Genomic DNA, 12,639 nt, shown 5'->3' on the forward strand with positions numbered 1-12,639 from the left:
AAGGAAAATGAGCCCGAAAAGCGGGACGGCAAGATGACGACAAGTCCGCGCCCGGCGCGCCTATTTTACCTGCTTGGTGACGATGTAGGTGAAATAGCGATCGATGCCCAGCTCTGACACCAGCCAGTGATCGACCAGACGCTGATAGGCATCGATGCTGGCGGTCTCCAGCCGCAGCAGATAGTCCACCCCGCCGCCGACGGCGACGCATTCGATGACCTCATCCGCCTCTCGCATGGCACGCTCGAAGCGCTGGAAGCTGCCGGCATCATGATGCTTGAGGTGGATCTCGACCCACACCGGCGTGCGCGGGGCAGCCCCCGAAGCAGCGCCACCCTGCTGATCACTCAGGCGCTGCTGATTGATGATGGCGGCATAGCCCTCGATGATGCCTGCCTGCTCGAGGCGCTTGACGCGCTCCCAGCACGGGCTGACCGACAGGTTGATCTCCTCGGCCAGCCGCGACTTGGTGATGCGGCCATCACGCTCGAGTATCGCCAGAATCTTGAGATCGAAGGCATCCAGTTTCGGCGCTGGCTGCGAGCGGGAGGGGCTCGCGCTCATGAGGCCTCTCGCGCCAGGTCGTCCACGACTTCCGCGATCACCGCCAGGGTATCGCCCAGACTCACCTGAGCCGGGAAGCGCCGCGCCACCAGCACGCCATCACGGGCGGCGCGATATTCCACCGCCGCCTGACCGGCACACCCCAGCGGATAGACCCGCGCCACGCACTGGCCCGCCGTGACCTGCTCGCCGAGTGCCACGCACAGCTCCAGCAGCCCTTCATGCTCACTCTGCACGTAACAGCTGGCATCCGGCATGTCGATCAACAGCGGCGCGTTCGCCTGGCTGGCACGCTGGCGCTCGATGTCCTGCTCCAGATCCGCGCGACTGCGCACGCGCAGCACACCACTGAAGGCGAGGAAGTTGTCGACGCCACGGTCGGCGATCGCCTGACGCTCCGGTGTGGTGGAACCGCCGCCGCCCAGCTCCGTGGTGACGAAGACCTTGCCCTGGCGTTCCACCGCGGTGTCGTAGAGTGCCTCGGCGTCCAGCTCGAACATCATCATCGCCGAGGGCGCCCCGAAGGCCAGCGCCCCGGCCAGGCTCTCGGCTTCCTGCAGACGACACTGCTCGACGCCCAGCGACTCCTCGAGATAGTCGAGTCGGTGCGCGGCCGCGAACGGCAGGATATCCAAGGTGCGGCCGCCGGAATGCAGGTCCAGCGCATAGTCGCACTGCGGTACCAGCACCCGGGTGAAGTAGTCGGCTATCTGCTCGGTCGGGCCGCCGGTGGGGCTGCCGGGGAAGCTGCGGTTGAGGTTGCCGCCATCGAGAGGCGAACAACGCCGCCCGGCCTTGGCCGCCAGTGCATTCATGGTCGGCACGATGATGACACGGCCCTTGACGTCCTCGGCAGTCAGACGCGCCGCCAGCTTGTAGAGCGCGGTGATGCCTTCGTACTCGTCGCCATGATTGCCGCCGGTCAGCAATACCGTCGGCCCCTCACCATTGGCGATCACGCTGATCGGGGTCATCACCGCGCCCCACGCCGACTCGTCAGTCGAGATCGGCAGCTTGAAGAAACCGTGCTGAACGCCATCGGCGAACAGATCGATGGTCAGACTGACGGGGGACTCTCGCATGACACCACTCCTTGTTATGACGGGCTGCTGACACTTGTCGGCAGGCTATTTGACGAACAGCTGGCGCGGCACATCACACAGCGGCTCGGCACCGTTTTCCGTGATCAGGATCGACTCGGTGATCTCGAGCCCCCAGTCGTCCATCCACATGCCGGGCATGAAGTGGAAGGTCATGCCCGGTTCCAGCACGGTCTCGTCACTGGGGCGCAGACTCATGGTGCGCTCGCCCCAGTCCGGCGGATAGCTGATGCCGATGGGATAGCCGCAGCGTGCGCCGCCACGGTCGAAGCCGTACTTGTCCATCGCCGCGCCCAGTGCCAGCGCGATGTCACAGCAGCGATTGCCCGGCTTGGCGATGGCCAGTCCGCTCTCGATGCCTTCCAGCAAGGCTGACTCACCACGCACGAAATCGCGCGGCGGACGGCCGAGAAACACGGTACGCGACAGCGGCGCGTGATAGCGCTTGTAGCAGCCGGCCAGCTCGAAGAAGGTGCCCTCACCCTCACGAAACGGCGTGTCATCCCAGGTCAGGTGCGGCGCGGCGGCATCACTGCCGGTGGGCAGCAGCGGCACGATGGCCGGATAGTCGCCACCGAGAATCTCACCCTCGGGGCCGATCACGCCCTCGACGCCGACCCGGTAGATCTCCGCGACCAGCGCACTCTTGGGCAGACCCGGCTCGATCATCTCCAGAATGCGCGAATGCATGCGCTCGACGATGCGCCCGGCCACTCGCATGTAGGCGATTTCCTGCTCGGACTTGATCGCCCGGCACCAGTTGACCAGCGAGTTGGCATCCACCAGCCGTGCGTGGGGCAGCTCCTTGACCAACGACAGGTGCGCCCGCGCCGAATAGTAATAGTTGTCGAGTTCGACCCCGACGACCCCATCATGCCAGCCACGCTGGGGCAGGATGGACTGGGCGAGAAACTCCATCGGATGCATGTCCGGATTCTGCACGTAGTAATCCGGATACCACAGGATGTTGTCCTCACCCATCCAGCAGGTACGCAGTGCGCCATTGCCATCCTGACGGCGCCCATACCAGACCGGCTCGCCGGAAAGTCCCAGCAGCACGCATTGGTGCACATAGAAGGACCAGCCGTCGTAGCCGGTCAGCCACGCCATGTTGGAGGGGTCGGAAATCACCATCACATCGATACCGGCGCGCGCCATGGCCTCACGCACCCGCTGGATGCGCGCGCGATACTCGCCGATGGTGAAGGCCTGACGGCCAGCGGACAGCGCGCGTGGCGTCCAGTCACTCTCGGTGGCCGGTGCCTCGCTGCTGGGCAAGGTGGCCAGGCCAGCGAAGGCTGGCTGGGGCGCACCAGTATGGGGCGGGAATTGACTCATGCAGCGCTCCTTTTCGATCAGGCCTTGAGGCAAGCAGCACGTTGGGGCGGAGCCAGTGGCCATACGCAGGGCCAGGCGGCGGGTGACCGACCTGCCAGCCACTCCGGGCTGACACTGCCTGCCTGCGCCGCGAGCGAACGATGTGCACCGCGGGTCGGCAGGGTCGGCGTACATGCGTACATCCGAATTCCCCTCTGGATTCGAGTCTGTCACTCTGCCAACAACGGGTCAAAGGACGACTCTGGCACTGTCGCCCTTCGCTTGAGCCCTTGCAAGGCCTGCGCCATTGCCGCCCGCGAGCAGGCCATGCCCGCAAGACAATGGCGCAAGGCAATGGCGCATGGTGAGGCGACAACTCCAGGCCCTTTGCACAGAGCCACGAACAGAGCCTACGAACAGGCTGGGACAGCTCAAAATTCCGACCCGCCACCCAGCGTCCCTGAAGAGGAGAACAGCATGCGAATACTGGTACATCATGAACGCGCCGAACGTTGGTGCGATGCTCTGCGTCAGCGCTTGTGCGATGCCGCCGGCGCCAAGGGGTCGCAGCAAGGCGAGTCGTCGGAACCGTCATCAAAACAAGCGCCACTGGAAATCGTTGCCGATGACGGCGAGATGCTGGGCGATGTGCTGGTGGTATGGGCACCGCCTGCGGCGCTGTTCGAGCGCCACCGCGATCACGACGTCAAGGCGATCCTCAACCTGGGCGCGGGCGTCGACAGCCTGCTCGCCAACCCGGCACTGCCTGACGATGTGCCGGTGCTCAAGCTGAGCGATGCCGGCATGGCCAGCCACATGCTGGATTACGTGCGCTACGGCCTGCTGCATTTTCGGCGTGACTTCGACCGCTACGCCAGACAGCAGGCGGATACCCAGTGGGCCCCGCACCGCGTGGTGCGCGCCCACCAGTACCCGGTGGCAGTGCTCGGACTCGGCGCCATCGGCAGCCAGATCGCTGAATCACTGGCGACAGACGGCTATCCGGTACATGGCTTCAGCCGCAGCGCCCACACGTTGCAGGGCGTGACCTGCCACCATGAGACCGGCGCAGGCGGCCGCTCGCTCAAGCAAGTGCTGGGCGACGAGTCGCTCGGCCTCAAGGCGGTGATCAACCTGCTGCCCAATACGCCGGCCACGAGAGACGTGCTGAACGTCGAGGTCTTCCAGGCCCTGCCCGACGACGCCGTGCTGATCAATCCGGGGCGTGGCAGCAGCGTGGTCGAGGAGGATCTGGTCGCGGCGCTCGAGGAAGGCAAGCTCAGGGGCGCCCTGCTCGATGTCTTCCAGCACGAGCCATTGGCCGAGGACAGCCCGCTGTGGCACCAGCCGCGCGTGATCATCACGCCGCACGCCGCCGCGCCGACCCCGGTGGCCGAGGCCGCCGATCAGCTGGCCGACAACATTCGTCGCATTCAGCGGGGTGAGGTGCTGACCGGCATCAGCCGCGAGCACGGTTATTGAGCACGCTGGCGCGCGGCGCTCAGCCGGCGATCAGACGTCACCGCCTGACAGCCATCACAGCGGCAGCGCGGTGGTCGTCTTGATGCGCTCCATCGCGAAGCGGGCCGACACGTCACTCAGCTCGTCGATGGTGTTGACCAGCCGCTTGTAGACGCGGTCGTAGGCGTTCATGTCCTCGACCTGCACCTTGAGGAGATAGTCGTAGTCACCGGCCATGCGATAGAACTCGGTGACTTCCTCGATCTCCTCGACGATGGCCACGAAACGCTCGAACCAGGCCCGCGAGTGATCGCGGGTCTTGAGCTGCACGAAGGCCGTCAGCCCCATGCCGATCAGCTCGGCATTCAGCAACGCCACCCGTGCGGTGATCACGCCACACTCTTCCAGGCGCTTGAGGCGCTTCCAGCAGGGAGACGTGGTCAGATGCACGGCTTCCGCCAGCGCCGCCAACGACAGGCTGGCATCGCGCTGCAGCAGCCGCAGCAGGGCGCGGTCCGTGGCATCGAGCACTATTTTCTCCATTACCCTCACCTCGCAATGAATTCTTGCCATGAAACATGGCTCACGCCATGACAACTGGCAAGTTTTGCTTGGCGGCTGGTCGTACCATGAAAGCTCCTTCCTGCGACCGGAAATGCCGCCATGCCGACCACTACCTCGCCCTCGACAGTGCCTTTCATTGCGGCCACCGACGCCAGCACGCCCGCAGCCACGCCCGCAGCACAGCACGGCCCGCACGCGAGTCAGCGCGAGTCATGGCGCCAACGCAGCCTCATGAAGCTTGCGGCCTTGAAAGCCGCCACCCCGGTGACCCCGCTGCTGGAACTCAGCCTGCGCGGGCTGGGCGAGGCGCGCATCCTGATCAAGGACGAGCGGGCGCATGCCAGCGGCTCACTCAAGCATCGCCTGGCGATGTCGCTGTTCGAACAGGCGCTGCAAAAGGATTGGGTGACGCCCGGCGGCCCGGTGATCGAAGCCTCCTCGGGCTCCACGGCGGTCTCTGAAGCGTGGCTCGCACGCAGGCTGGGGCTGGAATTCATTGCCGTGGTGCCCAGGGGCACCGCCTTTTACAAGCAGGAAGCGATTCGTGGCGAGGGTGGGCGCGTGGTGGAAATCGAGGACTCCGCTCGGCTCTGTCAGCATGCACAGGCGCTTGCCGATGACAGCGGCGGTCACTTCATCAACCAGTTCCGCCATGCCGCCATGGCCGGCGACTGGCGCAGCGACGGGGCAAGCGACGCCAGCCTGCCCGGGGAGTGCCTGGCACAGATCGCCGCGCGTGAGCTGCCCGAGCTGCAGGCGGTATTTCTCGGCGCCGGTACCGGCGGCAGCGCCGCCAGCTTCGCGCGCCATCTGCGCCACAAGCGCCATCTGCATCAGGGGAGCCATCTGCATCACGGGAGCCATCGCGCTCGCGTGATCGGCGTGGACCCCGAGCACTCCGTCTATCACGCCTGCTGGCAGCACCATCGTGCCCACGGCACCCGTACGACCGCCCTGCCCGCCCCGCAGGCGGCCAATCCCATCGAAGGCATCGGGCGCCCCTGCGTGCTGGAGGCATTCGACCCCGCGCATTTCGACGACTATCGGCGCATCGCGGATGCGCGCAGTCAGGCAGCCGCGCTGTGGCTGGCCGAGCATGCCGGGCTTGAGGTCGGCCCCTCCACCGGCACCGCCTTCGCGGGGCTGCTCGAGAGTCTGGCGCTCAGGCGCGCACGCGGTGAGTCACTGGCCGGCAGCTGGTTGCTGCTGGCCTGTGATCACGCCGAACGTTATGCCACCACGCTGGGCGATCCCGCATGGCGAGCCGCCCAGCAATCGCGACTCGCCCCGCAGCGGGCCTGGATCGAGGCGCTGACCGCCTGAAACGACGCCTGTTTTACGTCCCCCCGCCTGAAACGACGACACCCCGCCGAGTGGCAGGGTGTCGTAGGCACATGCGATGCGATGGCGTGGCTAGCGGGGGCGCATCACACCAGCAGCGCCTGGAACTGACGCAGCCATTCCGGATGTGCCGGCCAGGCCGGTGCGGTCACCAGCTTGCCGGAGGTCACGGCGTCGGTCACTTCCAGCGACACGAACTCACCGCCCGCCAGCTTCACCTCAGGCGCACAGGCCGGATAGGCGCTGACGCGATGGCCTTCCAGCGACATGGCGGCCGCCAGCAGCTGCGGGCCATGACAGACGGCGGCGATGGGCTTGTCGGCCTCGACGAAGTGACGCACCATCGCCAGCACACGCTCATCCAGACGCAGATATTCGGGGGCGCGGCCACCGGGGATCAGCAGCGCGTCGTAACTCTCGACGGCGATCTCGGCGAAGCTGGCGTTGAGCGCGAAGTTGTGGCCCGGCTTCTCGGTGTAGGTCTGATCACCCTCGAAGTCGTGGATGGCGGTCTTGACGATATCGCCTTCCGTCTTGTCCGGGCAGACGACATCCACGCGATGCCCCATCGCCTGCAGCGCCTGGAACGGCACCATCAGCTCATAATCTTCTACAAAATCCCCGGCAATGATGACAATGCTGGCCATGATGATCTCCTGATTGGACCCAACGTCTAGGTACGCGCCGCGCGCGGCGGAAGGACAAGGCAGTTACAGAGTACCTATCCATTGCACATGAGCAAGCGCTGAAATATCGTCGTGGCCGCCTGACGGGCGTTGGCTTGATTGTGGATCGCCTCAACATCATTACATCATCACGTGCAGTCGCCCTGCCCCGTCGCTGCCTTACCGCTCGACACCCCCATTCACAGGCCACGGCTCCAGTGCCGGTCTCGGGAGTCACCATGACCCTGCCATCTTCCGCCTTGTCTCTCTTCTCTCAATCCCCCGCGCGTTGCGGCGCTTGCACCGCCACACGCGCCGATCGGCCCTCGGCATGGCAGCGCCTGTGGCGCGCAGGCCTGGGGGCGCTCCTGCTGTTGGCAGGCAATGCCCAGGCGGCCAGCGATGAGGCCGCTGTCAGCCCTGACGCGCCCCTGGCGCCTGGCGCCAGCATCGCCCCGGTGCCCTTCACCGCCCACTACACCCTGGTGCTGGATGGCTGGCCGGACGTGCCCATCACCCAGCGCGTCAGCCAGAGTGGCGAGCTGTACATCGCCAGCATGGAGGCCTCCATCAAGGTCGCCAGCGGCTATGAGCAGGGCCGCTTCACGCTTGCGGAGGGTCGTCTGCTGCCCGAGGGCTATCGCTCCGGCTATCGGCTGGCCGGCATCGGCAAGGACTACAACCGGGAAGCACCGGAGGCAGGCGACACCCGCCTGCCTGACCGTCAGAGCCTGCTGGTGTTGCTTAGCCAGCAGGTCGACAGCCAATGGAGCGAGCAGGCCTGTCTGGCCGCGACGCCTTGCTCACTGGATTATCTCGACCACAAGGGCCGCCAGCGCACCCTGATGTATGAGATCCAGGGCCAGGAAACGCGCCAGGCGGCACAGCGCACCTTCCGCACCCTGCGCATCGAGGCGTGGCGCAAGCATCGCGAGCACAAGCACTACCGTATCTGGCTGGCGCCGCGCTGGCCGGGCCTGATGGTCGGCCTCGATTACCTCGACTACGAAGACGTCATGGACAAGGACGGCAACCGCAACGGCGAGGTGCCGCCGCGCTCGGCCCATCTGACCCTGAACCAGCTGAGCAGCGCCCGCCAGTGATGACAGCTCCCGCCTCTAGCGCGGCTGATCATAAGCCCCGCTGATACGCCATCAGCAAGTCTCTCGCGCAATGGTGATGGCGGGGTTATCCAGACTCCACGCCAACCGATATAGTAAGGCCCTTCGGCGGTATTCACCGCCAATCAATCACTTGCGCCGCCCCTGCTGTCCGGGTGGCAACGCCAAGGAAGGGTCATGCTGTCGGGTCTCATCTTCATTCTGCTGCCGCTGATACTCGGCTATCTGGTACGTCTCACCGATCCTGGCCGCCTGGCGGTGGTCAATCGGCTGGTCAATGCCTCCATCTATCTCATCCTGTTCCTGATGGGCATGGGACTGGCGGCGCTGGAGCAGTTGAGTGTCGGCATGGCCGCCATGAGCGGTCAGGCGCTGACGCTGTTCGCCATCATTACGCCGCTGAATCTGCTGGCGCTGTGGTGGCTGTCGCGCCGCAGCCCGCTGCGCGCCAATCCCGCCCAGGCGGTGGATGGCGCGCCGATGACCCGCTGGCAGGCGCTGTCCGGCTCGCTGACCCTTGCCGCCGTGGTCGCGCTCGGCGTCGGCGCCGGCGTGCTGCTCAAGACCTTCGGCACCCAGCTTGATACCGACACCCTCGCCGAATGGGCGCTCTATGTGCTGCTGGCGCTGATCGGCTGCCAGCTCAGAAGCTCCGGCATGAGCCTGCGCCAGATCCTGCTCAATCGGCACGGCCTGGTCATCGCGCTGACGGTGATGGCCAGTTCGCTGCTCGGCGGGCTGCTGGCGGCCCCCCTGCTGGCGCTGGAGTGGAATCAGGGCATGGCGATCTCGGCCGGCTTCGGCTGGTACTCGCTCTCGGGGATCCTGGTCGGTGATCAGCTCGGCCCGATTCTCGGCGGCGCCGCCTTCTTCAATGACCTGGCGCGCGAGCTGCTGGCCTTCGTGCTGATCCCCCTGACCATCCAGCGCTACACGCCGCTGGCCATCGGCATCGGCGGGGCCACCTCGATGGACTTCACGCTACCGGTGATCCAGCAGACCGGAGGCGTGGCCTGCGTCCCGGTCGCCGTCGTCTCGGGCTTCCTGCTGTCGCTGGCGGCGCCGCCGATGATCCTGTTCCTGCTCTCGCTGAGTCACGTCTGATCCGCCGGGCAAGGCTTGCTCCCGGGCTGCCTTAACAGGGACACTCTTGTCCTCCTTCGCAGCCGCTTGAATGTCCATGCCCTCTCAGCCTCACAAAGCTTCCCGCCTCAAGCGCGTCACCCTGGCCGATATCGCCGCCCGACTGGGCGTCACCAAGGTCACGGTGTCGCGCGCGCTCAATCAGCCCGAGAAGGTGTCCGCCGCGATGCGCGAGCGGGTAACCGAATGCGCCCGCGAGCTGGGCTACATGCCCAATCGTCAGGCCGGCAGCCTTGCCAGCGGCCACTCGCGGCTGATCGCGCTGCTGATTCCGTCGCTCTCCAACGCCGTGTTCTCGGAGCTGCATCGCGGCCTGGAAGCCCCGCTGGCCGCCGCGGGCTATCAGCTGCTGATCGGCCATACCGGCTATTCGATGCAGGAAGAGGAGCGCCTGATCGAGACCTGGCTCTCCTTCGGCATCGACGGGCTGGTGCTGTGCGGCAGTCGCCATAGCCCTCGTACCCGCGAGATGATCGCGCGCTCGGGCTGTGCGGTGGTGGAGTGCATGGAGAAGCGCGAGACGCCGCTCGACATGGCGGTGGGACTGGACCAGCACGCCGCTGGCCGTGCGATGACCGAGGCCATGATCGCCCTGGGCCATCGCCATATCGGTTTTCTCGGTGCGCGCATGGACCGCCGCGTCGAACAGCGCCTGGGTGGCTGGCGTGCGGCGATGGAGGCCGCCGGCCTGTCGCAGCAGGCGCTGTTGACCACCGATGCCCCCTCCAGCGTGCGCATGGGCGGCGAGCTGCTCGACGAGATGCTGACCCGCTGGCCCGAGACCCAGGCCGTGTTCTGCTGCAATGACGACCTGGCGGCCGGCGGGCTGTTCGAGTGTCAGCGCCGCGGCCTGTCGGTGCCCGACCAGCTGGCGCTGGCCGGCTTCAACGGCCTGGAGATGACCCGCGGCACCTGGCCGCCGCTGGCCAGCGTGGTCACGCCACGCCGCGAGATCGGCGAGCGCGCCGCCGCCCTGCTGCTGGCGCGCTTGAGCGGTGATCTCGACGCCACGCCCCACGGCCTGTGGGAAGACCTGGGCTTCAGCCTGCAGAAAGGTGGCAGCCTGGCGCCGTGAGACGTCCGGCGAGCGACTAGCGCTCCGGCGTGTCGAGGACCTGCTGACAGACACTCTCGACCAGCGCCTGAGGCGTGGCGCTGATGTCGAGGGTGTGGATGCGCCCTTCATCGTCGCCGGGCACCTCGAGCGTCGCCAGCTGGTTGTCGAGCATGTCAGCGCCCTTGAAGAAATGATCGGTCCGCGCCTCAAGGCGTTCCAGCAGCAGCTCGCGCGAGCCTTCGAGGAACACGAAGCCCAGCGCGGGGTCTCCGCCACGCAGTTGATCCCGATAACGTCGCTTCAAGGACGAGCAGGCCAGTACCAGACTGCGCCCGTCGCGACGCGCATCCTCGATCAGCTCGGCCAGACGGGCCAACCAGCCGTGGCGATCATCGTCATCCAGCGGGATGCCGCGCGCCATCTTGGCCACGTTGGCCTCACCGTGATAATCGTCGCCATCGATGAACTGCGCGCCCAGGCACGCCGCCAGCTGCTGCCCGACGTGTGACTTGCCACAGCCCGACACCCCCATGACCACCAGACGCACGCCACCCTGAGCGGCCAGAGCCTCTGACCTGGTCGGCATCGACGCGACCGCTGATGCTCCTTCTGCCTGCTGCTGCATGAAAACCCTCTCCCCCTGAATGAAAACGATGGCCCACCAGCGTACCCGATGTTGCCGATCAATCCCTTGTCCGGCGCCTCGGGACGGCAGTCGCGCACTGAGCGACTGCCCGTTGGCGGACAGTCAGCTGCCAGACGCGACAGACTTTTGTCCCTCATGCACCTTTCGGATCATTGCGTAAGCGTTAATGTTACCGGTAACTTTCATCCTGCACGACCCACGACGCCTCACACAATACGCCTTTGGGCAATGGCCGATGATCACGCCGTTGCCAGCCGCAAGAGTTCGCCATCATGTCCCCAGATAGCACCCTCGTCCTTGCCGCCCTCGGTGGCATCCTGCTGCTGCTTTACCTCGTCATGCGCCTGCGCCTGCATGCCTTCGTTGCCCTGCTGGTGGTGAGTCTGGGGGTCGGACTGGCCACCGGCATGCAGCCCGACGCCATCATCGACTCCGTCACCAACGGCATGGGCAACACCCTGGGCTTCGTTGCCACCGTGGTCGGTCTCGGCGCGATGTTCGGCAAGATGCTGGAAGTGTCCGGCGGTGTCGATCGCATGGCCAATACCCTGCTGGGGCGCTTCGGCACCTCACGCTCGCAATGGGCGCTGGCGCTGACCGGCTTTCTGGTCGCGATTCCGGTGTTCCTGGATGTCGCCTTCATCATCCTGGTGCCGCTGGTCTATGCGCTGGCCCGCCGCAGCGGCCGCTCGCTGCTCTATTACGGCATCCCGCTGCTCGCCGGCCTTGCCGTGACCCACTCCTTCATTCCGCCGACTCCGGGGCCGATCGCGGTCGCCAAGCTGATCGGTGCCGATCTCGGCTACGTCATCCTGTTCGGGGCATTGTGCGGCCTGCCGGCGATGATCGTCGCGGGGCCGATCTTCGGTCGCTTCATCGCGGCGCGCATCGACGCCAGGATCCCGGATTACATGGAAAATACCGGCAGCGTGATGAGCGATGAAGAGGTCAATCAGCGCGCCCCGGGCTTCGGTCTGATCCTGTCCATCGTGCTGCTGCCGCTGGCGCTGATCGTGCTCAACACCGTCTCGGGCTTCCTGTTCGGTGACGACAGCCCGCTGGTCGGCTGGCTGGGCTTCCTCGGTCACCCGTTCGTGGCACTGAGTCTGGCCACCCTGATGGCCTTCACCCTGCTGGGCACACGCCGTGGCATGACGCGCGAACAGGTGATGGAAGTCGCCACCAAGGCGCTCGAACCCGCCGGCATCATCATCCTGGTCACCGGCGCGGGCGGCGTCTTCAAGCAGATGCTGATCGATTCCGGGGTCGGTGACGTGCTCGGCAACCTGATGGCCGACAGCAACCTGCCGCCGATCCTGCTTGCCTTCCTGATCGCCACCGCCGTGCGTGTCATCCAGGGCTCGGCCACCGTGGCGATGATCACCGCTGCCGGTCTGATGGCCCCGGTGATCGATACGCTGGCGCTGTCAGGCCCGGTGCTGGGGCTGGTGGTGATCGCCATCGCCAGTGGCGCCACCGTGCTCAGTCACGTCAATGACTCCGGCTTCTGGCTGGTCAGCCGCTACTTCGGTCTCACCGAGAAGGAAACACTCAAGAGCTGGACGGTGATGGAGACCCTGATCGGCGTGATCGGCGTCTGCATGGCGCTGCTGATCGGCCTGTTCATCTAGTTTATCCACTTCAACTAGTTCAACTATTT

The 12,639-nt window shown here is 65.9% G+C and carries 12 protein-coding genes; 6 read left to right on the plus strand and 6 right to left on the minus strand.

Annotation, left to right across the window (positions count from 1 at the left end; translation table 11 throughout):
- Positions 1-60 precede the first annotated feature (60 nt).
- The 3 genes from QD280_RS13400 to doeA are packed head-to-tail and all read right to left on the minus strand — an operon-like array spanning position 61 to position 3,002.
- A complete protein-coding gene (locus QD280_RS13400) occupies positions 61-564 on the minus strand; it encodes an Lrp/AsnC family transcriptional regulator (RefSeq protein WP_192837421.1) in 504 nt (167 codons plus the stop codon).
- Entirely contained in the window at positions 561-1,646 is a 1,086-nt protein-coding gene (gene doeB, locus QD280_RS13405) for a N(2)-acetyl-L-2,4-diaminobutanoate deacetylase DoeB (protein WP_279839615.1), read from the minus strand. The genes QD280_RS13400 and doeB overlap by 4 nt, the downstream gene beginning before the upstream one ends.
- A 45-nt stretch (positions 1,647-1,691) precedes the next feature.
- The gene (gene doeA / locus QD280_RS13410) at positions 1,692-3,002 is read right to left on the minus strand and encodes an ectoine hydrolase DoeA (protein WP_279839616.1); all 1,311 of its coding nucleotides are present in this window, start codon (positions 3,000-3,002) and stop codon (positions 1,692-1,694) included.
- 456 nt (positions 3,003-3,458) lie between these two features.
- On the opposite strand from doeA, the gene QD280_RS13415 reads away from it, so the two are divergent.
- Complete coding sequence (locus QD280_RS13415) at positions 3,459-4,463, plus strand: glyoxylate/hydroxypyruvate reductase A (protein ID WP_279839618.1); 1,005 nt, start codon at positions 3,459-3,461, stop codon at positions 4,461-4,463.
- A gap of 54 nt (positions 4,464-4,517) precedes the next feature.
- Here the strand turns inward: QD280_RS13415 and QD280_RS13420 are convergent, their stop codons facing one another.
- The gene (locus QD280_RS13420; protein WP_205700861.1) at positions 4,518-4,985 is read right to left on the minus strand and encodes an Lrp/AsnC family transcriptional regulator; all 468 of its coding nucleotides are present in this window, start codon (positions 4,983-4,985) and stop codon (positions 4,518-4,520) included.
- A 120-nt stretch (positions 4,986-5,105) separates the two neighbouring features.
- On the opposite strand from QD280_RS13420, the gene QD280_RS13425 reads away from it, so the two are divergent.
- A complete protein-coding gene (locus QD280_RS13425; RefSeq protein ID WP_279839620.1) occupies positions 5,106-6,329 on the plus strand; it encodes a pyridoxal-phosphate dependent enzyme in 1,224 nt (407 codons plus the stop codon).
- 104 nt (positions 6,330-6,433) lie between these two features.
- Here the strand turns inward: QD280_RS13425 and QD280_RS13430 are convergent, their stop codons facing one another.
- Entirely contained in the window at positions 6,434-6,994 is a 561-nt protein-coding gene (locus QD280_RS13430; RefSeq protein ID WP_043334317.1) for a DJ-1/PfpI family protein, read from the minus strand.
- Between the two features lie 257 nt (positions 6,995-7,251).
- Between QD280_RS13430 and QD280_RS13435 the strand changes: the two genes are divergently transcribed.
- The 3 genes from QD280_RS13435 (at position 7,252) to QD280_RS13445 (ending at position 10,351) form a co-directional block, all read left to right on the plus strand.
- Positions 7,252-8,115, plus strand: a complete 864-nt coding sequence (locus QD280_RS13435; RefSeq protein WP_279839622.1) for a hypothetical protein — start codon at positions 7,252-7,254, stop codon at positions 8,113-8,115.
- 195 nt (positions 8,116-8,310) lie between these two features.
- A complete protein-coding gene (locus QD280_RS13440; protein ID WP_279839624.1) occupies positions 8,311-9,237 on the plus strand; it encodes a lysine exporter LysO family protein in 927 nt (308 codons plus the stop codon).
- Between the two features lie 76 nt (positions 9,238-9,313).
- The gene (locus QD280_RS13445) at positions 9,314-10,351 is read left to right on the plus strand and encodes a LacI family DNA-binding transcriptional regulator (RefSeq protein WP_166019989.1); all 1,038 of its coding nucleotides are present in this window, start codon (positions 9,314-9,316) and stop codon (positions 10,349-10,351) included.
- Between the two features lie 16 nt (positions 10,352-10,367).
- On the opposite strand, the gene QD280_RS13450 is transcribed toward QD280_RS13445, so the two are convergent.
- Positions 10,368-10,958 carry a gluconokinase gene (locus tag QD280_RS13450; protein WP_347881972.1) on the minus strand — a complete coding sequence of 197 codons (591 nt, stop codon included), beginning with the start codon at positions 10,956-10,958 and terminating at the stop codon, positions 10,368-10,370.
- A gap of 293 nt (positions 10,959-11,251) precedes the next feature.
- Here QD280_RS13450 and QD280_RS13455 point away from each other — a divergent pair, with 293 nt between their 5' ends.
- Complete coding sequence (locus QD280_RS13455) at positions 11,252-12,610, plus strand: gluconate:H+ symporter (RefSeq protein WP_043334321.1); 1,359 nt, start codon at positions 11,252-11,254, stop codon at positions 12,608-12,610.
- The last annotated feature ends 29 nt before the right edge of the window (positions 12,611-12,639 follow it).

Origin of the sequence: Cobetia sp. 1AS1, assembly GCF_029846435.1 — a bacterium.
Taxonomy (GTDB): Bacteria; Pseudomonadota; Gammaproteobacteria; order Pseudomonadales; family Halomonadaceae; genus Cobetia; species Cobetia amphilecti.